This is a genomic window from Streptomyces sp. NPDC050287, from assembly GCF_044459385.1.
GTDB lineage: Bacteria > Actinomycetota > Actinomycetes > Streptomycetales > Streptomycetaceae > Streptomyces.
In genome coordinates, this window is sequence record NZ_JBITIY010000008.1 from 204,617 (window position 1) to 228,245 (window position 23,629).

Sequence of the window (23,629 nt, forward strand, 5' to 3'; positions counted from 1 at the left end):
GGGTCTGACATCACGGGTGGTTACTCCCGTATCGACCGTCATGGCACCTTCCTCCGACGGCCGTTATGCATGCATTGCGCATATTGACCGTACCGCCCCCGAGCCCTCCCACGATCAGCCGTCACCGCCGCCCGCGGACCGTCAGGCGTCCCCGTAAGCCTCTCCGCCGAGTTCGAACCCCGCCGTACCGGCGGTCGCGTCCGCCAGCCAGGCCCGGAAGGCCTCCACACCGGCGTCCGGCAGCCCGATCTCGATGGTGACCGCCTCGCCGTAGCGCACGTCCCGCACCTCGCGTCCGGTGGCCCGCAGATCGTTCTGGATCTTTCCCGCCCGCTGATGGTCCACCGTCACCGTGGCGAGGCGGAACCGGCGGCGGGTGATCGTGCCGAGGGAGTCCAGCGCTTCGCCGACCGCTCCCCCGTACGCCCTGATGAGGCCGCCCGCGCCGAGCTTGACGCCGCCGTAGTAGCGGGTGACGACGGCGACGACGTACCGCATGTCGCGGCGCATCAGCATCTGGAGCATGGGGACGCCGGCGGTGCCGCCGGGTTCGCCGTCGTCGCTCGCCTTCTGGATCGCGGCGTCGGCGCCGATGACGTACGCGAAGCAGTTGTGCGTGGCGTCCGCGTGCTCCTTGCGGATGCCGGCGACGAAGTCCTGGGCCTCCCGCTCGGTCGCGGCCGGGGCGAGGGCGCACAGGAAGCGTGAGCGGTTGACCTCGGTCTCGTGCACGCCGGCGCGGGCCACGGTGCGGTACTGGTCCTGCATCGGGCCAGCCTATGCCGAGGGGCCGGGGTGGGTTTCGGGGCGGGTGCGGAGGCGGGCGCGGGTGTGGAGCTATGCGTACCGTGTGCGCCGGCGCCACCGTTCCGGACGCGGTCGCCGCGGTCCCGCTGGTCTCGCGCGACCGCACGGGCCGGGTGCCGCCGTACGCGCGTCCACGCGCGCGGGATCACTTCTTCTTCCCCCGCGGGACGATCACCCCCGTCAGCAGGGCCGTTCCCGGGGTGAGGTCCGGCCAGTCGGTGCCGCGCCAGGCCAGGACGGCGATCGCCGAGGTCGGGAACTTCAGGCGCACCTCCTCGAGGGCGTCGTCGAGACCGTCCCCGGCCAGGTCGAGGACCAGTTCCTCCAGCCCGGGGTTGTGCCCGACCAGCAACAGCGTGTCGACCTCGGCGGGCACGGCGTGCACGACGTCCAGCAGTTCCGGTACGTCGGCCGCGTACACCTCCGCGGCGAAACGTACCGGTGGTGGTGTCCCCCACTGCCCGGAGGCCAACTCCCAGGTCTGCCGGGCTCGTACGGCGGTGGAGCACACGGCGAGGTCCGGCAGCAGGTCGGCCTCGGCGAGGGCACGGCCCGCGGCGGGAGCGTCCCGGCGGCCCCGCGGCGCGAGCGGGCGTTCGTGATCGGGGACACCGGAGGGCCAGGCGGACTTGGCGTGCCTCAGCACGACCAGGTGACGCAGCGGGCCCGCTCCCGCCCGGGCGATCACGCCGGGGATCCGATGTCGCGGGTGAGTTCGAGACCGAGCAGCCGGTCGGCGTAGGCGTACGTCTCGAAGCGGGCGCCCGCGGGCAGGTCCGAGGTCTCCACGCGCCGCAGGATCCGCAGGACGCCGAGCACGTCCAGGTCGTCCTCCCAGGCGGCTCGCAGTTCCCCGCGCACCTCCTCGGGAATGGCCCGCGACGGCTCCCGCGCCCACTCGGCGACCGCCCGCCGCCACCGTACGAGGGTGTCCTCGGCGTCCCTCAGAGTGTCCGCGTCCAGCGGGGCGGGCTCACTTCGGGGCCGGGAGAGCAGTCCCAGGCGTACGACCGTGGGGTCGGCGCCCTCGGGCATCGCGGCGTCCGCGGGGCCGGCCGAGGAGACGTTGGCGACAGGCGCGACGGGCGCGACGGCGAGGTGGACGCCGGCGGGGGCGTGAGAGGCGGCACGGGACGAGCCCGGCGCCGGGGCGGCGCCGGGGGTCTGGGCACAGTCGCATGCCGGGGCCGTACCGGCGACCCCATCCACGGCGGCGGCGTGAGCGCCGCCGGACGCTCGGCGGCCGTCGGCAACCCGCGCGGTGTCGGACCCAGAACCGGTCCATGACCCAGAACCCGTCCCGGACCCAGAACCGGGTCCGGCCTCAGAGCCGCCCCCGGCCCCTGGCCCCTCCTCCGACCGGGCCCCGCCATCGTCCTCACACTCGGCCACCACATGGATCACCTGGGCCGCCCCCAATCCCGCCCCGGTGTCCCCGCCGTCCTCGAACGGCCGAATGCCCAGGGCCGCGGCGGTCGCCCTCAGGTCCGGCTGCCGCCGCTCGCCGCCGAGCAGGGCCCAGACCGGTGTGCCGCCTATTTCCAGGGCGCGGACCAGGACGTCCGCGAGGAGCAGCACCCGGAGAGCCGTCGGGTCGGAGCCCGTGACGTGGGCCACGACCCGGGTCAGGCCGCGGCGGGCGGGAGCGGCGTCGACGGGCTCGCCGGTTCGGGCGTCGATGATGCGCAGCACGGCCTGAGCGTAGGCGCGCGGGCCGCACAGCGCCACCGCGCACCCGAACAAATGTTCCGCCCGGCTCCACGACAGGGAATCACCGGGAACGGCTCACTGTTTCCCCTACGCCAGCCAGTCAGCCCACCCGCCAGACCCGAGGAGATCCACCGTGTACGGCGACGACGCAACGGTCCGCAAGATCCTCACCGAACTCGGCGACACCTGGGCCGTGGTCGGCCTGTCCTCGAACCGGCGGCGTGCCGCGTACGGCGTGGCCGAGGTGCTGCAGCGCCACGGCAAGCGGGTCGTGCCGGTCCACCCCAAGGCGGAGACCGTGCACGGCGAGCAGGGATACGCCTCGCTCGCGGACATCCCCTTCGACGTGGACGTGGTCGACGTGTTCGTCAACAGCGACCTCGCCGGAACGGTCGCCGACGAAGCCGCCGCCATCGGCGCCCAGGCCGTCTGGTTCCAGCTCGGCGTCGTCGACGAAGCCGCGTACGACCGCACCCGCGCAGCCGGCCTGGACATGGTCATGGACCGCTGCCCCGCCATCGAGATCCCCCGCCTGGGCTGAGCATCGGTGCGCCCGCGGGTGCCGTGCGGCAGGCCCGCGCACGCCCCCCCCGCGCCGAGGCCTCCCGGCGCTGCCCACCTCCTGAAGGCCCCGGCATAATGCCCGGGTGACCTCCACGGCCTCCTCCACCGGTTCTGGTGCCCCGCAACGCTTTCCGGTCGTCGTCGTGGGGGCCGGTCCCGCGGGGCTGGCCGTCGGCAACATCCTGCGGGCGGCCTCCGTCGACTGTCTCGTCCTCGAGACGGAGACGCGTGAGTTCATCGAGCAGCGGCCCCGGGCGGGCGTCATCGAGGAGTGGGCCGTGCGCGGCCTTCAGCAACGCGGCCTCGCCGACCCCCTGTTGGAGCGGGCCCAGCTGCACACCGACTGCGAGTTCCGGTTCGGCGGTGAGCGATTCCGGTTCTCCTACCGGGAACTGACGGACAGTCACCACTTCGTCTACCCGCAGCCGTTGCTGGTGACGGACCTGGTGCGCGAGTACGCGGACGTGCGCGGCGGCGAGATACGGTTCGGTGTGCGGGACGTCCAGCTGCACGACCTGGGCACCGAGCGGCCGTCGGTGTCGTACGTCGACCCGGAGAAAGGGCACCGCGTAGTGGTCGCCTGCGACTTCGTCGCCGGCTGCGACGGGGCACGCGGCGTGACCCACACCGCCCTTCCCGGGCACGCGCACATCGCCCGGCACGACTACGGCATCGGGTGGCTGGCGCTGCTCGCCGAGGCGCCGCCGTCCAACGACTGCGTCGTGTTCGGCATCCACCCGAACGGTTTCGCCGGGCACATGGCCCGCAGCCCCGAGGTGACCCGCTACTACCTGGAATGCCCGCCCGGCGACGACCCGGAGAACTGGTCCCACGAACGCGTCTGGTCCCAGTTGCGGCAGCGGCTCGCCGCCACCGGCGCCGGACCGCTGATCGAGGGACGGCTGATCGAGAAGCGCGTCCTCGACATGCACAGCTACGTCGTGGAACCCATGGTGTTCGGCCGGCTCTTCCTCGCCGGGGACGCCGCCCACCTCACCGCGCCCATCGCGGCGAAGGGCATGAACCTCGCCCTGCACGACGCCTTCCTGCTCGGCGACGCGCTCGTCGCGTACCTCACGAAGGGCGAGGAGACCGGCCTCGACGGCTATTCGGAGGCGTGTCTGCGGCGCGTGTGGGACTACCAGGAGTTCTCGCAGTGGCTCTCCGAGGTGTACCACGGCACCTCGTCGGGCGACGCCTACCGCGCGGGTACCACCTTCGCCCGGCTCAGGCGCCTGTTCACCTCCCCGGCCGCCGCGGCCGCCTTCGCCGAGCAGTACCTGGGCACGGCGCCGGGCCACTGACCTCGCCGCCGGGCGCCGTGCCCAGGTACCGCCGTGTCAGTCGTGCGGCGGGCGGTCGCTGAGCCGGTGGTCGGCCACGTTCAGGGCCTCGTCCACCAGGCGGCGCAGATGCCCGTCGCGCAGTGAGTAGATCACCCGACGTCCCTCTTTCCGGGTGTTCACCAGCCCGGCCAGCCGCAGCCGAGCCAGGTGCTGGCTGACCGCGGGCCGCGCCGCCCCGCACGCCTCGGTGAGCGTCGTGACATCGGCCTCGCCCGCCGCCAGGGCGTGCAGCAGCGTGAGCCGGGTGCGGTCCCCGAGCAGGGCCAGGACCTCGGCGGCGAGCGCGAACTGCTCCTCGCCCGGGGTACGCGGATGCGCATGATGCGCAGGTGATAGGTGCAAGCGTGCGCTCATACGCACATAATGGCGTCGTGGGCTCCGCACGTCCACACCCGCGCACCGGAAGGGGATCCACGTGAGCGACCGGCACGACCACGGCCACGGGCACGCGCCACACACGCACGACGACGCATCCGGGCACGGACACGCACACCCGCACCCACACCCGCACGACCACGCGTCCGGGCACGGCCACCCGCACCCACACGCCTCCTCGCGCTCTTCCCGCTCCGCCCGTCTGCGGCACCGCCTCGGCCACCTGTTCACCCCCCACTCCCACGAGACCGCCGACAAGCTGGACTCCGCCCTGGAGTCCTCGGCCCGCGGCATGCGCGCCCTGTGGATCTCGCTGGCGGTGCTCGGGGCGACGGCGCTGGCGCAGGCGGTCGTGGTGGCGGTCTCCGGCTCGGTGGCGCTGCTCGGGGACACCGTGCACAACACCGCGGACGCGCTGACCGCCGTACCGCTCGCCATCGCCTTCGTGCTGGGCCGGCGGGCGGCGACCCGGCGCTTCACCTACGGGTACGGCCGGGCTGAGGACCTGGCGGGCATAGCGATCGTGCTGACGATCGCCGCGTCCGCCGCCTTCGCGGGCTGGGCCGCGATCGACCGGCTGCTCGACCCGCGCCCGGTCACGCACCTCCCGGCCGTGGCGGTGGCCGCTCTGGTCGGTTTCGCGGGCAACGAGTGGGTGGCCCGCTACCGGATCCGGGTGGGCCGGGACATCGGTTCGGCCGCCCTGGTCGCCGACGGACTGCATGCCCGTACGGACGGATTCACTTCACTGGCCGTGCTGTTGGGTGCCGGCGGCTCGGCACTGGGGTGGCAACTGGCCGACCCGATCGTGGGGTTGGCGATCACGGCCGCGATCGCGCTGGTGCTCCGGGACGCGGCACGCGAGGTGTTCCGGCGGGTGATGGACGCCGTCGACCCGGCCCTGGTGGACGCGGCCGAGCGGGCACTGCGGGAGGTCGAAGGGGTGCGTGGGGTGGGCGAGTTGCGGCTGCGGTGGATCGGGCACCGGCTGCGCGCCGAGGTGGCGGTCGTCGTGGACGGAGAGGCGACGGTACGTCAGGCACATGCCGTGGCCGTGGACGCCGAACACGCCCTGCTGCACGCCGTCCCTCGCCTCACCGCGGCCCTGGTGCACGCCGATCCGGCCCCCGTACCGGGCGAGGCGGATCCGCACCACCCCCTCGCCCACCACGCGCACGCCTGAGGCTAGGCGGCCCCGATCCCCAGCCCTTCCAGCACCACCGCGCCCGGCAGCTGAGCGAACGCCTTCCCCGGCACCAGCAGCTTGCCGCGCCGACGTCCGCTGCCCACCAGGACGTACGGCAGGTCGACCACGGCTGAGTCGACCAGCACCGGCCAGCCGTCCGGCAGCCCGATCGGGGTGATGCCGCCGTACTCCATGCCGGTCTCCCCCGTCGCCATGTCCATGGAGGCGAACGAGGCCCTGCGGGCGCCGAGTCGGCGGCGCACGGCTCCGTTGACGTCGACCCGGGTGGTGGACAGCACGACGCACGCGGCGAGCGTGGACTCGCCGCCCCGCTTCCCGGCCACGACCACGCAGTTCGCCGACTGCTCCAGCAACTCACGGCCGTAGTGCTCGACGAAGGTGGCGGTGTCGGCCCATTCCGGGTCGGTGTCGACGTACACGAACTGCTCGGCGGGGACGCTGCCGCTCCACCGGCGTACGGCGTCGGCGACCGGGCGGGTCAGTTCGCCGAGCGCGTCCGGGGCGGGCGTGGCGTGCTCGAAGTGTCCGATGGGTGCTTCCATGGCGGCACGCTAACAAAGCCGGCGGGGCCGTCTCAGGGCACGGGCGGGACCGAGACGGCCATCACCATCTCCATCGGGACCTCGCCCTGGTTGCCGTACGTGTGCGGAGTGTTGGCCTCGAAGGTGGCGCTCGCGCCGGCCGGGACGCGGTACTCCACACCGTCGACGGTGAGCGTCAGCTCGCCCGTCGTGACATGGACCAGTTCGACCGTGCCGGAGGGGTGCGGGTCCGACGGGCTGCTCTCGCCCGGCATCAGCCGCCAGTCCCACATCTCCAGCGGGCCGGGGGCCTCGGTGCCCGCGAGGAGCCTGTTGTAGCTGCCGGCCTCGGTGTGCCACAGCCGGACGGCCTGGTCGGCGGGGACGACCCGCACCTTGGGGCCCCGTTCGTAGTCGAGCAGGGTGGTGATGCTGATACCGAGCGCGTCACCGATCTTCACGACCGTGCCGAGGCTGGGGTTGGTCCGGGCCTGCTCGATCTGGATGAGCATGCCGCGGCTGACCCCGGCCCGCGCGGCGAGCACGTCGAGAGTGAAGCCGCGCACGGCACGCCAGTGCCTGACGTTGCGCGCCAGGGACTGGGTCAGCAGGTCGAGGTCCGACACATTCCGTCCAATATTCTGAATGACAGAGTTCATTCGACTGCACTACGGTGTGGTGCACCCGATCATTCACCGAACTGTACTGCGAGGCTTCAGTGACAGCACTCTTCGCCCTGGCGACCAGCCTGCTGTGGGGGCTGGCCGACTTCGGCGGCGGACTGCTGAGCCGACGCGTCCCGGCGCTCACGGTGGTCGTCGTCTCGCAGACGATCGCGGCGGTCGTGCTCGGCGTGATCGTGGTGGCGACCGGCGGCTGGAGCGAGGCGGGACCCCGGCTGTGGTTCGCGGTCGCGGCGGGCCTGGCGGGCCCGGTGGCGTTGATCTGCTTCTACCAGGCACTCGCCCGGGGCCCGATGGGTGTCGTCTCCCCGCTGGCCACCCTCAGCGTGGCGGTCCCCGTGGGCGTGGGCCTCGTCCTCGGCGAGCGTCCCGGACTCGTGCGGGCCGCGGGCATCGCGGTCGCCGTGACCGGCGTCGCCCTCGCCGGCGGACCACACCTGAGGGGCGCCCCCGTCCAGCGGCAGACCATCGTCCTGACGTTGGTCGCGGCTCTCGGCTTCGGCACGGTGTTCGCGCTGATCGCGGAGGCCTCGACGACGGTCACCGGCCTGTTCCTCGCCCTTTTCGTGCAGCGCGTGGTCAACGTCGCGGTGGGCGCAGCCGCCCTGTCCGTGTCCGTGCGGCGGGGCGGCGAGGCCCTCCCGCCCGGCGGGTTCCCCTGGGCCTCGCTGCCGGCGCTCGGCTTCGTCGGCCTCGCGGACGTGGCGGCGAACGGCACGTACTCGGTCGCCGTCCAGCACGGCCCGGTCACCGTGGCCGCCGTCCTCGCCTCGCTCTACCCGGTGGTGACGGCTCTGGCCGCCCGCGGCTTCCTCAGCGAACGCCTGCGGGCGGTCCAGGCGGCGGGGGCGGGCCTGGCGCTGGTGGGCACGCTGTTGCTGGCGGCGGGTTAGCCGAGGCTCCGGCGCGGGAGCAACAGCCCCTCAGGCGTCGGCGTCCAACTCCGCGAGCCGGGCCACGTCCTTCTCGTCCAAGTCCGCCAGTTTCAGCAGCTGTTCGGGAGTGACGCCCTCGGGGATCGGCACCGGGGGCGGGGTCCGCAGCGGCGGCTGCCAGCCGTCGGCCGCAGTCCAGCGCCGCACGACCCGTGCGGGCGCCCCCGCCACCACCGCGTGGTCGGGCACCACTCCGCGTACGACGGCACCGGCCGCGACGACCACGTTCCGCCCGATCCGCGCCCCCGGCAGGATCACCGCGCCGGTCCCGACCCAGCAGCCCGGCCCGATCTCCACCGGCTCCATCCGGGGCCACTGTTTGCCGATGGGCTCGTGCGGATCGTCGTACGAGTGGTTCGTGGACGTGACATAGACGTACGGCCCGAAGTAGCAGTCGCTGCCGATGGTGACCGTCGTGTCGGCGATGACGTGACTGCCCCGGCCGAGGACCACCCCGTCCCCTATACGCAGGATCGGCTCCTGGCCGAGGTCCAGGTCGGGCATCAGACCGGCGGTCAGGGTGACCTGTTCGCCGACGATGCAGTGGGCGCCCAGGTGGATCCAGGGTTCACCGAAGACCGTGCCGAGCGGGAAGGCGAGCCGGGTGCCCGTGCCAAGGGCGCCGAAGCGGAACCGGCCCGGGTGGTCGGCGGTGACGGAGCCGGTGCGCTGCACCCAGGCCCAGCCCGCGTGCACGGCCCGCTGGATCGTGCGGCGCCGCCATGATGAGAACGTGTTCTTGCGCTTCGGCACCCGCTCACGGTACTCAGCGCGACGTGAACCCATGAGTTCGAGGGCCTGTGATCTTCGCCCCACCCGGTGGCGTACGGTGCCCGTGTCGACGACGACGAGCAGCGACAACGAGGTGAGGGCGATGGCGCACAAGGCGTTGATCACAGGCATCGGCGGCAAGGAACCGAAGATCCACGAGGGGGCGTTCGTGGCGCCCAACGCGTCGGTGATCGGGGACGTGACGCTGGAGGCGGGCGCGAGCGTCTGGTACGGCGCGGTGCTGCGCGGCGACGTCGAGCGGATCTCCGTCGGAGAGCAGAGCAACATCCAGGACAACTGCACGCTGCACGCCGACCCCGGTTTCCCCGTCACCATCGGCGAACGGGTCTCCGTCGGCCACAACGCGGTGGTCCACGGGGCGACGGTCGGGGACGACTGCCTGATCGGCATGGGGGCCACGGTGCTCAACGGCGCGGTGATCGGCGCGGGTTCGCTCGTCGCGGCGCAGGCGTTGGTGCCGCAGGGGATGGAGGTGCCGCCGGGCTCACTGGTGGCGGGTGTGCCGGCGAAGGTGAGACGGGAACTGACGGAGGAGGAGCGTCAGGGCGTGACGCTGAACGGCACGCTGTACGCGGAGTTGGGGAAGGCGCACAGCGAGGTGCACGCGGACTGACACGCAGACTGAGCCGCAGCCGGCGCCTGAGGGCGTCTCAGCCGGTCGGGACAGACTCTGGTCCGGCGCCTCAGTCGGCCCCGCCGGCTCCGGTCCCGCGCCTCAGTCGGCCCGGACTGGCTCCGGTCCCGCCTCGGCCTGCTGCTTCTGCGCCGTCGCCTTCTTCGCCTTGCGCTTCAGCACCAGCATCGACGTCAGCCCCACCAGCACCGCCGCCACCAGGCCCAGCCACGAGAACCGCTTCAGCCACGACTCCGCGACGATACCGACGTAGTAGATGACCGCGGTCGTCCCGCCCGCCCAGATGATGCCGCCGAGCACGTTGGCGATCAGGAACTTCCAGTACGGCATCCGCAGCACGCCCGCCAACGGCCCCGCGAAGATCCGCAGCAGGGCGATGAAGCGGCCGAAGAAGACGGCCCACATGCCCCATTTCTGGAAGGACCGCTCGGCGGTGGCGATGTGCCCCTCGCCGAAGTGCTTGGGGAACTTCTCGCCGAGCCAGGCGAGCAGGGGCCGGCCGCCCCTGCGTCCGATGGCGTAGCCGATGGAGTCGCCGACGATCGCGCCGAGGCTGGCGCAGGCGCCGAGGATCACCGGGTTGATGCCGGCGTGCTGCGAGGACAGCAGCGCGGCGGAGACCAGGATGATCTCGCCGGGCAGCGGAATGCCCAGGCTCTCCAGGCCGATGACCAGTCCCACGAGGGCGTAGACGGCTGCCGCGGGCACCGTGTCGAGCCAGTCCTGGACGTGCAACGCCGGTTCCTCCCCTGTCGCTTTCCCCTGCGTCCCCCCGGCGTGCGTCTCGGCACGTTCCCGGCGTACGTCCCGGCCGGACGCACGCCGGGAAGCCTACCGGGTCACCGGAAGGCCGAGGCCGCCGGCGACGTCGGCTGTGACTTTCGCGACTTTCATGATCTTCGCGACATTCATGGTCGTCGGCGTCACCTCACCCCCGGCGTTGTCCACGACGCCGTCACCGAACGTGCCGGCCTCCTCGGCCGGAGCCGTCGGCTCGGGTTCGGTGCGGTGGCCGACCTGGGCGACCCGTGGCTCGTACTGCTCCGGCGGATCCTGGGGCGGCTCGGCCGACGGAGGCTGGGGAGCGCCGGGGAGTTGGCCCGGCGGGCCCGCGTCGGGGGACGACGGGGCGGACCTCGGCGCGTAGGGCGCGTTCGGCCGGCTCGGCCGGCTCTGCGCTATGGAGGGCGCCGGCGGGTCGCCCGGTGTGTCCGTGCCCGGCAGCCGCTCGCCCTGCGGTGAGCCGGTCAGTCCGGTCAGTCCGGTCAGTCCGGTCACAGCCTCCAGCACCCACCGCTGTCCGGCGGATCCGTCCCGTTCGGCCACGACCACGGCCCGGCCGGATCCGGCGGCGACCAGCAGCCCGCCGCCCCGGCGCAGCAGCAGTTCGCCCCGCACCGTGACGTCGTAACGGACTTCCCCCGCGTGCACCACGCAGTCGGCCAGGACGACGGCGCCCTCGTCGGCGTCGGCATCGAGGCAGAGGGTGGGGTCGGCGGCGGACCGCAGCAGTCCGTCGTCCTGGTACGCCCACTGCTGCGAGCCGGCCGACGAGCACGCCGCCAGGGCGGTCCTGACACCGTCCTCGGTGCGGCCGCCGCGCAGGTCGAGGCAGAGTCCGGCGTGGGGGTTGCGGAGCCTGCCGTGCCGGGCCCCGCCGGGGTTGACGACGGAGGCGGCGGACGGGGGCCCGTCGGCGGACGAGCCGCCGGTCGGCCCCGGGGAGACGGAGTGGCCGCTCACCACTCCCCAGGTGGCGCCGGGCGCGGGGACGCCACCCTCGTGGGACCAGCTCCTGACGACGAGCACGGTCGCGAGCAGCGCGAGGGACGTGAGGCCGGCGCCCACCAGCACGGTCTTGGTGCGCCGGCGGGCCGGGGCGAGCCGTGCGGATGCGGGACGGTGCCGCCCGCCGGACCTCGGCCGGGCGAGCCGGTGAGCGGACCCCGATGCGTGCCCGGCGGCACGGCCGGGCCGGGAGTCGAGATAGCGTCGGGCGCCCCAGCCGAGCACGGTTTCGGCGAGCAGTACGTCCAGGCCGCCCTCGAAATGGCTGAGCTGCTCGGCGGCGTGCCGGCAGTGGCGGCAGGCCGTCAGGTGCCGTCGGAGATCGGGCAGCAGGGATCCGCCCCGGCGAATGGGGACGTCGAGAAGCCGGTTGTAGAAGCGGCATTCCCTGGTGGGCGCGAGTTCCCGGTGGGCCCGAACACAGCCCGCCCGGAATTGTTCGCGCGCCTGCTCCAGCGCGGCCGTCGCTCTGGCCGTGTCCACCCCGAGCAGACCCGCCGGAACGGACAGCGGCTCGGCCTCGACCTCGGTGTGCCACAGCAGGCATTGCGAGGCTCCGGGAAGAGAGAGGAATGCGCGCTCGGCGAGCTGTCGCCTTTCCGGGGTGACCGCCCTCGCCGCGCGCAGTCCGCGACCGCCGGTCGTTTTGCGGAGTTCCGGCAGTACGGCGGAAATGCCGTCGTCCGCGGCCCACTCCTTCACCGTGTCCCGTACCGCCGCCAGAAGGTGCGGCCGTACGGCCCCACCGCCGGCTTGTCCGAGCACTCGGTGGAACGCGGCCGCGGTCGCCGTTGACGCCGGATCCGCCGACGAGGCCAGGCAGATGACGGCGTATTCATGTGCCGCCCGCCAATGCCGGGCCATCAGCAGTGCGACGGCGTGTGCGTCCGGCGCGGTGCCGCCCAGCCGTGCGACGAGTTCGCGGTCGGACTCCCCGGGGCTCGCTCCGGGCCGAGGCGGGTACGGGGGGCGGGGCGGGTAGGGCGATTGCACTGGACCGTTTCCTTCCAAGCCGCTGGACGGCATGCCGAATACGCGTCCGTAGGAAAGCAGGTGCCTGATTGGTGCATACCTATGCCGCGTCAGGTGCGGGGCGTTGCAAGGGGTCGACTGCAGTGATCGACTGCGGCGGCCGCTCACTTTCGCACAATTGACGTACAGGAAACAAGAACTTCGAGTGACCCACGTTCAAAACGCGAGCACTTCAGAAAAGTTACCGCCGGTATCCGCACCCGCATTCGAAAATCGCGTCACCGGCCCGTCAAGTTGTGCACGAGGCACGCCTATTGGTCCACGAAATCTCCCATCACACCACCCGGCCCAGGGCGGCCTTCGGGGTTTCTCCCGACGCGCGAGGGCCCCGGACGGGCGAACCGTCCGGGGCCCTGCGTAATACCAACCGCCGCGACCACGGCTCAGCCGTTGGGTCGCAGTGTCCAGGTCACCGTCATCTCCCCGGTGACGGCTCCGTCCTCCCGCTGGATGGCGACGGCCACCGGGAACTCCGGGCGCTTGCCCTCGTCGAGTTCGGCGACGACCTCGGCGATGGGACGCCCGAGCGTCGCGGTGGCGGTGACCGGCCCCAGCGCGATCTTCTTGAACGCGATCTCGGCGGTCACCGGAAGCGGCACCGCACGCGAGAGCTGGTCCCCGAAAGCCGCCAGCACGATCGCCCCACTGGCCGACTCACCCAGCGTGAACATCGCCCCGGCGTGCGGTCCGCCCACGTGGTTGCGGTACTCGCTCTGATCCGGAAGTGCCAGCACGGCCTTGTCCGCGGTGGTTTCCAGGTACTCCAGGTTCAGCGTCCGAACCATCGGCACCGTGGCGGCGAGCAACTCGCCGATCGACATCTGATCTGCGCTCATGCTGCATGTTACCCACGAGTAGACTTCGATGGCCAGGGCCGTCCGCTGTCCGCCGTGTCCTTGCCGCCCATGTGGCCAGGACAGCGGCCGCCGTGGACGGGCCGAACCGGGCGCTGCGGTCGCCGAGTTGGGTCTGGTACGTGGCGGAGAAGGACGACCCGGAGGACAAGCTGCTTCGCGTCCTGGTCGTTCGTCGGTGCCGCCGGGGTCGGTGAGGAGGTCCCGGACGCCACGATCGGGCAGACCATGAAGACCGTACGGATCTACGAACCCGTGGACGAACGCTGATGTGCTACGTCCCTGACAAGACGAAGTGGCCGAATCGTGTCCCCGGCGGCACTAGGGTGGCTGCCCATGTGGCCAGGACAGCAGCAGCCGCCCGGGGGCGAGCAGAACCCGCAGCAGCAGAACAACCCGTACCAGCAGCCGGGATACCAGCAGCCGAATCCGTATCAACAGCCGGGATACCAGCAACCGGGGTACCAGCAGCCCAACCCGTACGCGCAGCAACCGCAATGGGGCGCGCCGGGACCGGTGGGCGCGCCCGAGCCGCCGTCCGGTGGTGGCGGCAACCGGACGAAGGTGGTCGCGATCGTGGCGGCCCTCGCGGTGGTCGCGGCGGCCGGTGTGACCGGTTTCCTGGTCCTGGGCGGTGACAAGGGCGACGAGGCGGACGGCAAGGACGCGAAGCCGTCGGCCAGCACCTCGACCGAGCCGAGCGATCCGGCTTCCGCGTCCGCCTCCGCGGACAACCCGCGGGGCGGCGAGGCCGAGAAGGCGACCGTCGCGGGCTGGAAGATCGTCGTGAACCCGAAGTGGGGTACGGCCTTCGACGTGCCCGCGGACTGGGAGGTACGGTCCCCGACCTCGGCGATCGGCTTCGAGGAGGAGAACTCCGACGACCTCAAGCCGATCATCACGATGTCGGCGCCGGCACTCCTCAAGTCCAACTGGTGCGAGTCCGACGACGACAAGGACGGCCGCAAGGAGACCATGTCGCTGGCCGCGACGGGCACCAAGGGTGCCAACGGCGCGAAGAACACCGACGTGATCGCGCTGAACACCCCGGCCTGGTGGGTCTACGGCGGGTACACCCAACCTGACAAGAAGAGCATCACGGTCGCCAAGAAGGCCACGCCCTACACCACCACGTCCGGGATCAAGGGCAGTTACTCCTGGGCGTCGTCGACGAACACCCCCGCCAAGGGCAAGTGCGTCACCGACGGCAAGGCGATCACGTTCGGCTTCAAGAACTCGGCCGGCGACTATGTGTCGTGGAACTTCTACGGGGCCAAGGGCGTCAAGGACGAGGTCCCCAAGGAGACCATCATGAAGATCCTCAGCACGGTACGGCTGCACGGGGAACCGACGGGCTGAGCCTGACCCGACACGTGGATTCGGCCGTACCGGCCAGACGTTCTTCTGCCCGGCGGCCGAGGGCATGCTGCGGTTCTCGGTGGAGGTCGAGCAGGCCGGCCGGGCCTTCCCGACCCGCGGGGGAGCCGCTGAGGGATGCGGTCCTGACGGCGCTGCAGGGCGCGGCTCTCGGTGCCGGCGCTGGGCGGAGCGAGGGTCGCCGTGATCGGCCCGGGCTGGGTGCTCGCGGCGGACGCGGCGGCCTTCGGGCGGTCGCAGGCGGTGTGGGGGAGCGCCGCGCCGACCGTGGTGGTCACGTCGGCGGTGCGGTGCGTCCCGGACACGTACGGAACCCGCGACGCACCGGCATGCAGTGACGCGGGGACCACACCCGTGGGCAACGGCTCAGCCGATGCCGAACGCCCCCTCGGGGGGTTCGGGTGACGGTACGGCGTCCTCGTCCCGCACCGGCCGCGCCCCGGCGACGAAGTCCCGTAGGGCGGGCCCGTGTTCGACCCGGGCCGGGAAGGCGTCGGAGGCGGTGAGCCGGACCAGGGCGGGCGTGTCGAGGGGGTGGTGCGCGGCGACGAGCACCGCGTTGCCGAAGCGGCGCCCGCGCAGCACGCCCGGCTCGGCGATCAGCACCAACTCCTCGAACACCGCGCCGAATGTGGCGAGTTGGGAGCGCAGGAACGCGAAGGGCGCGGCGTCGGCGAGGTTGACCAGGTAGACCCCGTCACCCCGCAGGACCCGTGCGGCCTCACGGGCGTACGCGACCGACGTCAGGTGCGCCGGCACCCGCGAACCGCCGAAGACGTCGGCGACCAGCACGTCGGCCGAGTCCGCGGGGGCCGCCTCCAGCCAGGCCCGGGCGTCCGCCGCGTGTACGGCCACCCCCGCCCCCTCCGGCAGCGGAAGATGCTCCACGACCAGCTCCAGCAGGGCCCCGTCGGCCTCGACGACGTCCTGCCGGGAGCCGGGCCGGGTGACGGCCACGTACCGGGGAAGGGTGAGCGCGCCCCCACCGAGATGCAGCACGTCCAGCGGACGCCCCGGCTCGGCCACGATGTCCAGCACATGCCCGAGCCGCCGCGCGTACTCGAACTCCAGATGCTCCGGCTCGTCCAGATCGACGTACGACTGCGGTGCCCCGTCGACGGTCAGCAACCAAGCCCGCTTCCGGTCGATGTCGGGCATCAGCTTGGCGACGCCATGGTCGACGGCGCGGGTGACGGGGATGGGCTCGTGCACCTACTCATTGTGCCTCTGAGCAACGCTCGGAGGAGAGGTGGGGAACCGCGCGACCAGCCACATCGGCCCCGCGGTCCCCCACGCACCGGCACCACCCTCACTCGACGGCGGTCACGGTCCCCGCACCCACGGTCCGCCCGCCCTCACGGATGGCGAACCCGAGCCCCGGCTCAAGAGGCATGTCGCGCCCCAGCTCGACGGTCATGGTGACCGTCTCGCCGGGCCGGGCGACAGCGATCTCCCCCAGGTCCACGGAACCGACCACATCCGCCGTACGGATGTAGAACTGCGGCCGGTACCCCGTGGCGACCGGCGTCGATCGCCCGCCCTCGCGCGTCGACAGCACATACACCTGTGCCGAGAACCGACTCCGGGGCACCACACTCCCCGGCGCCGCCACGACCTGCCCGCGTCGAACGGAGTCCCGCGGCACACCCCGCAGCAGCAGCGCCACGTTGTCCCCGGCCTGCGCCTCCTCCATCGGCTTGCCGAAGGTCTCGAGCCCTGTCACCACCGTCTCCACCGCGGCCCCGAGCACCTCGACCCGGTCCCCGACGCGCACCGACCCCCGCTCGACCGCGCCGGTGACGACGGTCCCCCGGCCGGTGATGGTGAGCACGTTCTCGACCGGCATCAGGAAGGGTGCGTCCAGGTACCGCTCGGGCATCGGCACATACGTGTCCACCGCGTCGAGCAGCGCCTCGATCGAGGCCGTCCACCGCGGGTCCCCCTCCAGGGCCCGGAGCCCGGAGACCCGTACGACGGGCACCGCGTCGCCGCCGTAGCCGTGCTCGGTGAGCAGGTCGCGGACCTCCAGCTCGACCAGGTCGATGAGCTCCTCGTCGCCCGCGTCGGCCTTGTTGAGGGCGACGACGACGTGGTTCACGCCGACCTGACGGGCCAGCAGCACGTGTTCGGCGGTCTGCGGCATGATCCCGTCGAGCGCGGAGACGACGAGGATCGCCCCGTCGAGCTGCGCGGCGCCGGTGACCATGTTCTTGACGTAGTCGGCGTGACCGGGCATGTCCACGTGCGCGTAGTGCCGGGTGTCCGTCTCGTACTCGACGTGCGCGATGTTGATGGTGATGCCGCGGGCGGCCTCCTCCGGCGCCCGGTCGATGCGGTCGAACGGCACGAACGTGCCGGAGCCGCGGTCGGCGAGGACCTTGGTGATGGCGGCGGTCAGGGTGGTCTTGCCGTGGTCGACATGGCCCATCGTGCCGATGTTCAGGTGGGGTTTGGTGCGGATGTACGCGGTTTTGGACATGGCGGTACCTCGAAGCCTTCGGTCGACAAGATCTCTCGTGGGAGAGGGGGACCCCAAGGACTCGCCGACCCTCCCCCTGCGGGGTCCGCCGGACAATCCGGGAAGGGTCAGCTTCGGGCGCCGTCGACTGCGGCGAGGAGATCGGGAACGGCAGCCTTCGGGGCATCCGCGACCGCGGATGCTGCGAGGAGGAAGGCGTACCGGAACATGACGCAGATCATTGCTGACCCGTCGTCGCACGTCGAATGGTTTTTCGCGGTGCCTGACCCCCACAACGGACCGGATCCATACGGCGATCACACACGCGAGTCGGTTACCGTCACTGAATGCTCGATGCCACCACCCGCTCTGGGGGCACCGCCACGGCCTCTCCCCGGGCCACCGCCACCGAACTCGCCCTCGCCGCGGAGCTCGCCACCGTCGCCCCCGCGCCGGTGGGCCTCACCGCGCGCTGCACGAGAGTGCTGTTGTCGCCCTGGTCGCGCCTGTCCCTGCTCATCGCCCTGCTCGCCGGCGCCGCCTCGGCCGTTCTGCTCTTCGAACCGCAACGGCTGCTGGCGGACGGCTGGCCGCCGCAACTCGGCGGAGCCGCGGCGGCGGTGGTCTTCGGGGTGGCGTACGGGCTGTGCACGGTCGCCTTCGTACCCCGCCCCCTGCTGAATCTGGCGGCGGGCGCCCTCTTCGGCTCCCAGCTCGGGCTCGGCACGGCCCTCGCGGGCACGGTGCTCGGCGCCGGTGTCGCCTTCGGGCTGGGCCGGATACTCGGCCAGGACGCGCTGCGTCCGCTGCTGCGCGGGCGATGGCTGAAGGCCGCGGACGGGCAGCTCAGCCGGCACGGCTTCCGTTCGATGCTGGCGGCCCGGCTGTTCCCCGGGGTGCCGTTCTGGGCCGCCAACTACTGCGCCGCCGTCTCCCGCATGAGCACCGTCTCGTTCCTGGTGGCGACGGCGCTCGGCTCGATCCCGAACACCGCCGCCTACGTCGTCGCGGGCGCCCGTGCCTCGGCGCCGACCTCGCCCGCCTTCCTGATCGCGATGGCCTGCATCGCGCTGCCGGCGCTGGTGGGCGCGGTGGTGGCCTGGCGCAAGCGCCACCACCTGCGCGGGGTCCGGTAACCCAGTAAGCCGCTTACGCGGACTCGGGGTACACGGCTCCGGTAACACGGACTCCGGGTACAACTCCGGTTACAGCGGACCCCAGTTACACGGACTCCAGGATCATCGCGTTGGCGAGGCCGCCGGCCTCGCACATCGTCTGCAGGGCGTAACGGGCGCCGCGCTCCCGCATCGCGTGTACGAGAGTGGTCGTCAACCGGGTGCCGCTCGCGCCGAGCGGGTGGCCGAGGGAGATCGCGCCGCCGTGCACATTGACCTTGGCGAGGTCGGCGCCGGTCTCCTGCTGCCAGGCCAGGACCACGCTGGAGAACGCCTCGTTGACCTCGAACAGGTCGATGTCGTCGAGGGAGAGATGAGCCCTGCGCAGCACCTTCTCGGTGGCCGGGACGACGCCGGTGAGCATCAGGACCGGGTCGGAGCCGGTGACGGCGAAGCTGTGCAGCCGGGCGAGGGGGCGCAGGCCGAGCCGGGCGGCGGTCTCGCTGGACGTGATCAGGACAGCCGACGCGCCGTCGTTGATCGGGCTGGCGTTGCCCGCGGTGACGTTCCACTCGATCTGCGGGAAGCGTTCGGCGAAGTCCGGGTCGTGGTAGGCGGGCTTGAGGCCGGCGAGGATCTCGGCGGTGCTGCCGGGCCGTACGCACTCGTCGCATGAGACACCGTCCAGCGGTGCCACCTCGGCATCGAAGAGACCGCCGTCCCAGGCCGCGGCGGCCTTGTGGTGCGAGGAGACCGCGAAGGCGTCCATCTGCTGGCGGGTGAGGGACCACTTGGCGGCGATGAGTTCGGCGCTGATGCCCTGCGGAACGAGTCCTTCCTTGTACCGCTCGGCGACTCCGGGCCCGAAGGGGTCCTTGCCCTCGGGCACGTTCGACCACATCGGCACCCGGCTCATGGACTCGACACCGCAGGCGACGACCATGTCGTAGGCGCCCGCGATGACGCCCTGCGCCGCGAAGTGGACGGCCTGCTGGGAGGAGCCGCACTGGCGGTCCACGGTGGTCGCGGGGACGCTCTCCGGGAAGCCCGCGGACAGGGCGGCGTACCGGGTGGTGTTCATGGCCTGCTCGCCGACCTGGTCGACGGTGCCGCCGATGACGTCGTCGATCAGGGCCGGGTCGACGCCGGACCGCTCGACGAGGGTGCGCAGGGTGTGGGCGAGGAGCTCCACGGGGTGGACGTGCGCGAGGGCGCCGTTCGGTTTGCCCTTGCCTATCGGAGTGCGTACGGCTTCGACGATCACTGCGTCACGCATGGTGCCGCCCTCCACGATTACCAGTGAGTAGGAAATCCAAACTCACCATAACTCCGTGGGTTGGAAAAACAAACCCTCTATGGGTTCGATATTCAAACTTTCCCCTAGACTGAACGTCATGGCCGTCCCGAAAGACCCGCGCCCCTGCTCGATCGCCGACACCCTGGCACTCGTCGGCGAGAAGTACTCCCTGCTCGTCCTGCGGGAGGCGTGCCTGGGCAACGGCCGCTTCGACCGGCTGGTACGCAACATCGGCGCCCCGCGCGACGTCCTCGCGACACGGCTGCGCCGGCTCGTGGACGCCGGGATCCTGACCAAGCGGGCCTACAGCGAGCGGCCGCAGCGCTTCGAGTACCGGCCGACGCAGGCGGGGCTGGAGCTGGAGCCGGTCCTGATGACGCTGATGGCCTGGGGCGACCGGCACCTCCACCGCGACGACGACCGCCCGATGGTGATCGAGCACGTCTGCGGCAACGAACTGGTTCCGGTCGTGACCTGCCGCGCCTGCGGCGACCCGGTCCAGCACGAGGATCTGACGGCCCGTCCGCAGGCACCGGGGTGGACAGTGGCGGGACCGACGGCCGCGTAGCCCCCCGCCGTCACCGCCCAACCCCTGTGCCGCCGCCGCGTCACCACCAAACCCCTGCGGTAGGACTGTCACTTCAGGACGCTACGCTGCCCTAAACACTTCTGATCACCGCGCCCGCCGGCTCGGTGTGCCCGTCGCTCCTCACCACGATCAGCGCTTGGACTCAGTAACTTCATGTCTTGGTTTGAATCCCTCATCCTCGGACTCGTCCAGGGGCTGACCGAGTTTCTCCCTGTCTCCTCCAGCGCACATCTGCGGCTGACGGCGGCCTTCTCGGGATGGAACGACCCCGGCGCCGCCTTCACCGCGATCACCCAGATCGGGACCGAGGCCGCCGTGCTGATCTACTTCCGCAAGGACATCGGGCGGATCATCTCGGCGTGGGGGCGTTCGCTGGCCAGCAAGGAGATGCGCGCGAACCACGACGCGCAGATGGGCTGGCTGGTGATCGTCGGCTCGATCCCGATCGGTGTGCTCGGGGTGACGCTCAAGGACCAGATCGAGGGGCCGTTCCGCGATCTGCGGATCACCGCGACGATGCTGATCGTCGTCGGCGTGATCATCGGCGTCGCCGACCGGCTGGCGGCGCGCGACGAGCACGGCGGCCGGCACCGGGCGCCCAAGCAGCGCAAGACCCTCGAGAACCTGGGCACCAGGGACGGCCTGATCTTCGGCCTCTGCCAGGCCTGCGCCCTCATCCCGGGCGTCTCCCGCTCCGGCGCCACCATCAGCGGCGGCCTGTTCATGGGCTACAAGCGCGAGGCCGCGGCCCGTTACTCCTTCCTCCTCGCCATCCCCGCCGTGCTCGCCTCCGGCCTGTTCGAACTCAAGGACGCGATGGAGAGCGACCATGTCTCCTGGGGTCCGACGATCTTCGCCACGGTGATCGCCTTCGGCTCCGGATACGCGGTCATCGCCTGGTTCATGAAGTACATCTCGTCCAAGAGCTTCATGCCCTTCGTCTGGTACCGCGTGATCCTCGGTGTGGTGGTGATTGTGCTGGTCAGCATGGGTGCGCTGAGCCCGCACGCGGGCGAATCCGGCGGCTGAACCAGGGCCGCGCAGGTAGCGCTATCTAGCATTTCCTAGCGCCTGATTGCAGCACCACGCCATGATCATCTCCCACTTGTCTCCCACTCATCTCCCACCGGGGAGGCGGGATACGCCCCACTGGGACGTGTGCGTCCGCAACGTAGGGGATGACGCGGAAGGGCCCGCACGGACGTGCGGGCCCTTCCGTACAGAGGGTGGAATGGGTCATCTGAGGTTCATGTCCGGCCCAGGCCGCGGCCCTCTCCACGAGGAAACGCAGCCGCTCGTCCACCGTGTCCCAGGCATCGCCGGTGAGGGCGTCCAGCGCGGCGGCCGTGAGGGTGAGCCGGCCGAGGCGTGCCTCCACGTCCTCCCACGCGTGCGTCACCATAACTGCCTCACCATGCGGACCCGTGCCCCGTACACCGCTATAGCGACTTCCCCCATGTCCCCATTGATCGCGAGGACCTGGAGAAGCCGGATGCCCCCAGCCGCCGGTGATCCCATCCGGCGCGCGGCCCTGGAGCTGGTGCTCCACCACCGCCGCGCCGTCCCCGCTCACGGCGTCCAGGGCAACCATGGCCGTCACGATGACGTCCGCGAACTCCTTCGGCACACCCCACGCGTGAGGCGCCCTTCCGCGGGTTGGCGCCGAGCGCGCCGTGAAGGGCCTCCGCGGCCTCGCCCAGCTCCTGACTGATCTTGAGCACGCGCACCGGCTCCGCCGCACGCCGCCCACCCTCGAAAGGCCCCTCCACCAGACCGACTCACGGACGCTCCTCGCCCACCGTTCAGCCCACGAGATCTACAACCGTCCCGCGCTACCGCGCACGACGCCCTGGGCCGAGCCACACCCGATCGTGGCCCGAGGGCTGGCACACCGGGATATGACTGGACGACGAGGACATCGTCTGCGCTGAGCCCTGGCCGATCCTGCACGACTCGCGGTGTACAAGGTCACACAACGCCGTCAATACTGAGCGGCGGTCTTCGCACAGCTCGCGGCGAGTCAGATGTGGTGCCAAAATCGCAGCGGCGTCTCGCCATGGACATCTTCGAGTTCCGGCGGTGTCCCTGCGGAGACGTTTTGCTGCTACCGGCCGGACGCGACAACAATGCTGATCGCCGAAGCCCCGAACAGGACACCGATGAGATCCGTCAATGCACCAGCCGGGACACGCATCGGCCTCCACCAAGACCCTTGACGGCCTCACACGAGTATGCCCAGTCCCTGACGCGGAACAGCGGCGCGGAGCGGTCAGTTCTTTCGCCACCAGTACCTCGATCACCTGGCCGTGCGTCAGGTCCGCCCGCGGAGCCGGTGGCCGCAGCCCGTCGACGATCCCACGACGTCCAGCCGACGCAGAAACTCGGCAGCGACAGGCAGAGCGCCCAGGCGCTTGGTCACCACGGACCCAATCACGACCTCCACGCAAGGGCGTTCCGTCCGCCCGGACGGCACTCCAGGCCGTCTACGAGACGGTCCTCAAACCAAGCAGTTGGCTGCGGAGACTGCGGGTCGGGCAAGGGCGGCAGAGCTCGACCTGATTCCTCGGCGACGGCAGCCAACCCCAAAGCCCCTGCTCCCGCTCTCCCGACTCAGGGCGGCGCCAACCTGGAAGACCGACAGCGACCTCCGGGCTTCCTGCCCCTCAGGAGCGGACAGGCCGTTCTCAGACCTCCCGGGGATCTTGCCGGTCGAGCGCAGCCAGCACGCGAGTCGGACCGTCGATCAGATCGAACAGGCCGCGGGTCCGTCGCGCCCACTGCTCTGGATCCTCTCCCTCCGCGAACGCCGCAGCCGACGCGAACTGGTCCTGGAGGTTGACCGGCAGTCTGCCAGCCAGGGACGCACCGAGCTCTCGGCCCAGGACGGCTCGCGACGATGACGGCCGCATGAAGCGGGCCAGCTTGCCGGTCGCCGGGACGGCGGCGCCGCTCACGCCCTCGAGAGCCGCAACGGCATCGCGCACCCAGCCGCCATCCCAGGTGTCGGAGAGCGGAACAGCGATCCGCTGAACGCTGGCGATCGCGTCCCTCCCCAGCGCGAGCGAGAGCCCTCCCGGATCCTCGTGGAAGTTCAGGTAACGGGCGACGTCGACACCCGGCGGGCAGACCTCGTCGAGCACGACGTCGCCGACGAAGTTGCCGGGGTCGACGAGCCACCCCTCCCGCACCACGACGGATGGCTTCAGACGGACCCGATACAGATAGAACTGGCTGCGCTGGTCGGCCTGGTTACGGATCCGACGCAGCATATTGTGGACAGCGGCCTCGTACGTGCCGACGTGGAGGGCCTTCGCCCGCTGCCGCGCGGCCCACGCGGAAACACGCTCACCACTGCCCATCCTCATGCGGGTCTCGGGAGCCAAGACGGCCGCCGGATCGAAGTCCCGCGTCGGCCAGTCCGGCTGCGTGCTCGTGTGGTACCAGGAGAACTGTTCGACCCTGATGTCGTCGAGCGCCGGGTCATCGGGGTCGACCGTCACCCGAGGCGAGTCCTCGTGCTCGGGGGTCATGCCGCAGCCGGGGCA

General features: G+C 71.5%; 23 protein-coding genes and 1 pseudogene. 10 read left to right on the forward strand and 14 right to left on the reverse strand.

Going from position 1 to position 23,629, the window contains the following annotated elements; all coding sequences use genetic code 11:
• Positions 1–141 precede the first annotated feature (141 nt).
• The 3 genes from ACIBK3_RS28990 to ACIBK3_RS29000 form a co-directional block, all read right to left on the reverse strand.
• The gene (locus tag ACIBK3_RS28990; protein WP_399370325.1) at positions 142–768 is read right to left on the reverse strand and encodes a YigZ family protein; all 627 of its coding nucleotides are present in this window, start codon (positions 766–768) and stop codon (positions 142–144) included.
• A gap of 184 nt (positions 769–952) precedes the next feature.
• Positions 953–1,495 (reverse strand): SixA phosphatase family protein, encoded by a 543-nt coding sequence (locus tag ACIBK3_RS28995; RefSeq protein ID WP_399370327.1) that lies wholly within the window; start codon positions 1,493–1,495, stop codon positions 953–955.
• Positions 1,492–2,499 (reverse strand): hypothetical protein, encoded by a 1,008-nt coding sequence (locus tag ACIBK3_RS29000; protein WP_399370329.1) that lies wholly within the window; start codon positions 2,497–2,499, stop codon positions 1,492–1,494. The genes ACIBK3_RS28995 and ACIBK3_RS29000 overlap by 4 nt, the downstream gene beginning before the upstream one ends.
• Positions 2,500–2,650: 151 nt before the next feature.
• Here ACIBK3_RS29000 and ACIBK3_RS29005 point away from each other — a divergent pair, with 151 nt between their 5' ends.
• Positions 2,651–3,058: a CoA-binding protein gene (locus tag ACIBK3_RS29005; protein ID WP_399370331.1), complete on the forward strand. Its 408-nt coding sequence runs from the start codon at positions 2,651–2,653 to the stop codon at positions 3,056–3,058.
• A 106-nt stretch (positions 3,059–3,164) separates the two neighbouring features.
• Positions 3,165–4,385 carry a 4-hydroxybenzoate 3-monooxygenase gene (locus ACIBK3_RS29010; protein ID WP_399370333.1) on the forward strand — a complete coding sequence of 407 codons (1,221 nt, stop codon included), beginning with the start codon at positions 3,165–3,167 and terminating at the stop codon, positions 4,383–4,385.
• Between the two features lie 36 nt (positions 4,386–4,421).
• Here ACIBK3_RS29010 and ACIBK3_RS29015 read toward each other — a convergent pair whose 3' ends face one another.
• Complete coding sequence (locus ACIBK3_RS29015) at positions 4,422–4,781, reverse strand: metalloregulator ArsR/SmtB family transcription factor (RefSeq protein WP_030664404.1); 360 nt, start codon at positions 4,779–4,781, stop codon at positions 4,422–4,424.
• A gap of 61 nt (positions 4,782–4,842) precedes the next feature.
• On the opposite strand from ACIBK3_RS29015, the gene ACIBK3_RS29020 reads away from it, so the two are divergent.
• The gene (locus ACIBK3_RS29020; RefSeq protein ID WP_399370335.1) at positions 4,843–5,985 is read left to right on the forward strand and encodes a cation diffusion facilitator family transporter; all 1,143 of its coding nucleotides are present in this window, start codon (positions 4,843–4,845) and stop codon (positions 5,983–5,985) included.
• Positions 5,986–5,987: 2 nt separating this feature from the next.
• On the opposite strand, the gene ACIBK3_RS29025 is transcribed toward ACIBK3_RS29020, so the two are convergent.
• Together ACIBK3_RS29025 and ACIBK3_RS29030 are read right to left on the reverse strand one after the other, a co-directional pair.
• Positions 5,988–6,551, reverse strand: a complete 564-nt coding sequence (locus ACIBK3_RS29025) for a YbaK/EbsC family protein (protein WP_399370337.1) — start codon at positions 6,549–6,551, stop codon at positions 5,988–5,990.
• A 32-nt stretch (positions 6,552–6,583) separates the two neighbouring features.
• Positions 6,584–7,156 carry a helix-turn-helix domain-containing protein gene (locus ACIBK3_RS29030; protein WP_399370339.1) on the reverse strand — a complete coding sequence of 191 codons (573 nt, stop codon included), beginning with the start codon at positions 7,154–7,156 and terminating at the stop codon, positions 6,584–6,586.
• Between the two features lie 92 nt (positions 7,157–7,248).
• Here ACIBK3_RS29030 and ACIBK3_RS29035 point away from each other — a divergent pair, with 92 nt between their 5' ends.
• A complete protein-coding gene (locus ACIBK3_RS29035) occupies positions 7,249–8,106 on the forward strand; it encodes an EamA family transporter (RefSeq protein WP_399370341.1) in 858 nt (285 codons plus the stop codon).
• 30 nt (positions 8,107–8,136) lie between these two features.
• On the opposite strand, the gene ACIBK3_RS29040 is transcribed toward ACIBK3_RS29035, so the two are convergent.
• Complete coding sequence (locus ACIBK3_RS29040) at positions 8,137–8,901, reverse strand: acyltransferase (protein ID WP_399370498.1); 765 nt, start codon at positions 8,899–8,901, stop codon at positions 8,137–8,139.
• A 121-nt stretch (positions 8,902–9,022) separates the two neighbouring features.
• On the opposite strand from ACIBK3_RS29040, the gene ACIBK3_RS29045 reads away from it, so the two are divergent.
• Positions 9,023–9,553 carry a gamma carbonic anhydrase family protein gene (locus ACIBK3_RS29045; protein ID WP_399370343.1) on the forward strand — a complete coding sequence of 177 codons (531 nt, stop codon included), beginning with the start codon at positions 9,023–9,025 and terminating at the stop codon, positions 9,551–9,553.
• Between the two features lie 102 nt (positions 9,554–9,655).
• Here the strand turns inward: ACIBK3_RS29045 and ACIBK3_RS29050 are convergent, their stop codons facing one another.
• The 3 genes from ACIBK3_RS29050 to ACIBK3_RS29060 form a co-directional block, all read right to left on the reverse strand.
• Positions 9,656–10,309, reverse strand: a complete 654-nt coding sequence (locus tag ACIBK3_RS29050) for a DedA family protein (RefSeq protein WP_399370345.1) — start codon at positions 10,307–10,309, stop codon at positions 9,656–9,658.
• Positions 10,310–10,405: 96 nt separating this feature from the next.
• The gene (locus tag ACIBK3_RS29055; RefSeq protein WP_399370347.1) at positions 10,406–12,355 is read right to left on the reverse strand and encodes a ricin-type beta-trefoil lectin domain protein; all 1,950 of its coding nucleotides are present in this window, start codon (positions 12,353–12,355) and stop codon (positions 10,406–10,408) included.
• Positions 12,356–12,777: 422 nt separating this feature from the next.
• Positions 12,778–13,215, reverse strand: a complete 438-nt coding sequence (locus ACIBK3_RS29060; protein ID WP_399370499.1) for a DUF4442 domain-containing protein — start codon at positions 13,213–13,215, stop codon at positions 12,778–12,780.
• A gap of 369 nt (positions 13,216–13,584) precedes the next feature.
• Between ACIBK3_RS29060 and ACIBK3_RS29065 the strand changes: the two genes are divergently transcribed.
• Positions 13,585–14,607 (forward strand): hypothetical protein, encoded by a 1,023-nt coding sequence (locus ACIBK3_RS29065; RefSeq protein ID WP_399370349.1) that lies wholly within the window; start codon positions 13,585–13,587, stop codon positions 14,605–14,607.
• A gap of 22 nt (positions 14,608–14,629) precedes the next feature.
• Positions 14,630–14,853, forward strand: a pseudogene (locus ACIBK3_RS29070) (MFS transporter); the annotation flags it as partial.
• A 138-nt stretch (positions 14,854–14,991) separates the two neighbouring features.
• Here ACIBK3_RS29070 and ACIBK3_RS29075 read toward each other — a convergent pair.
• Positions 14,992–15,837, reverse strand: coding sequence for a spermidine synthase (locus tag ACIBK3_RS29075; protein ID WP_399370352.1), 846 nt, complete (start codon positions 15,835–15,837; stop codon positions 14,992–14,994).
• 97 nt (positions 15,838–15,934) lie between these two features.
• Positions 15,935–17,104 (reverse strand): elongation factor Tu, encoded by a 1,170-nt coding sequence (gene tuf, locus ACIBK3_RS29080; protein ID WP_399370354.1) that lies wholly within the window; start codon positions 17,102–17,104, stop codon positions 15,935–15,937.
• A 326-nt stretch (positions 17,105–17,430) separates the two neighbouring features.
• Here tuf and ACIBK3_RS29085 point away from each other — a divergent pair, with 326 nt between their 5' ends.
• Positions 17,431–18,219 (forward strand): TVP38/TMEM64 family protein, encoded by a 789-nt coding sequence (locus ACIBK3_RS29085; protein ID WP_399370356.1) that lies wholly within the window; start codon positions 17,431–17,433, stop codon positions 18,217–18,219.
• 85 nt (positions 18,220–18,304) lie between these two features.
• Here ACIBK3_RS29085 and ACIBK3_RS29090 read toward each other — a convergent pair whose 3' ends face one another.
• Positions 18,305–19,474, reverse strand: a complete 1,170-nt coding sequence (locus ACIBK3_RS29090) for a thiolase family protein (protein WP_399370358.1) — start codon at positions 19,472–19,474, stop codon at positions 18,305–18,307.
• 118 nt (positions 19,475–19,592) lie between these two features.
• Between ACIBK3_RS29090 and ACIBK3_RS29095 the strand changes: the two genes are divergently transcribed.
• Together ACIBK3_RS29095 and ACIBK3_RS29100 are read left to right on the forward strand one after the other, a co-directional pair.
• Entirely contained in the window at positions 19,593–20,063 is a 471-nt protein-coding gene (locus tag ACIBK3_RS29095) for a winged helix-turn-helix transcriptional regulator (RefSeq protein ID WP_399370360.1), read from the forward strand.
• A gap of 174 nt (positions 20,064–20,237) precedes the next feature.
• Positions 20,238–21,113, forward strand: coding sequence for an undecaprenyl-diphosphate phosphatase (locus ACIBK3_RS29100; RefSeq protein WP_399370362.1), 876 nt, complete (start codon positions 20,238–20,240; stop codon positions 21,111–21,113).
• A 1,655-nt stretch (positions 21,114–22,768) separates the two neighbouring features.
• Here the strand turns inward: ACIBK3_RS29100 and ACIBK3_RS29105 are convergent.
• Positions 22,769–23,584, reverse strand: a complete 816-nt coding sequence (locus tag ACIBK3_RS29105) for a hypothetical protein (RefSeq protein ID WP_399370364.1) — start codon at positions 23,582–23,584, stop codon at positions 22,769–22,771.
• Between the last annotated feature and the right edge of the window lie 45 nt (positions 23,585–23,629).

Coding starts and splice junctions, on each gene's coding strand:
- ACIBK3_RS29095 (WP_399370360.1), top strand. CDS start 19,593: ATGGCCGTCCCGAAAGACCCGCGCCCCTGCTCGATCGCCGACACCCTG.
- ACIBK3_RS28990 (WP_399370325.1), bottom strand. CDS start 768: ATGCAGGACCAGTACCGCACCGTGGCCCGCGCCGGCGTGCACGAGACC.
- ACIBK3_RS29085 (WP_399370356.1), top strand. CDS start 17,431: ATGCTCGATGCCACCACCCGCTCTGGGGGCACCGCCACGGCCTCTCCC.
- ACIBK3_RS29060 (WP_399370499.1), bottom strand. CDS start 13,215: ATGTCGATCGGCGAGTTGCTCGCCGCCACGGTGCCGATGGTTCGGACG.
- ACIBK3_RS29045 (WP_399370343.1), top strand. CDS start 9,023: ATGGCGCACAAGGCGTTGATCACAGGCATCGGCGGCAAGGAACCGAAG.
- ACIBK3_RS29015 (WP_030664404.1), bottom strand. CDS start 4,781: ATGAGCGCACGCTTGCACCTATCACCTGCGCATCATGCGCATCCGCGT.
- tuf (WP_399370354.1), bottom strand. CDS start 17,104: ATGTCCAAAACCGCGTACATCCGCACCAAACCCCACCTGAACATCGGC.
- ACIBK3_RS29025 (WP_399370337.1), bottom strand. CDS start 6,551: ATGGAAGCACCCATCGGACACTTCGAGCACGCCACGCCCGCCCCGGAC.
- ACIBK3_RS29090 (WP_399370358.1), bottom strand. CDS start 19,474: ATGCGTGACGCAGTGATCGTCGAAGCCGTACGCACTCCGATAGGCAAG.
- ACIBK3_RS29065 (WP_399370349.1), top strand. CDS start 13,585: ATGTGGCCAGGACAGCAGCAGCCGCCCGGGGGCGAGCAGAACCCGCAG.
- ACIBK3_RS29100 (WP_399370362.1), top strand. CDS start 20,238: ATGTCTTGGTTTGAATCCCTCATCCTCGGACTCGTCCAGGGGCTGACC.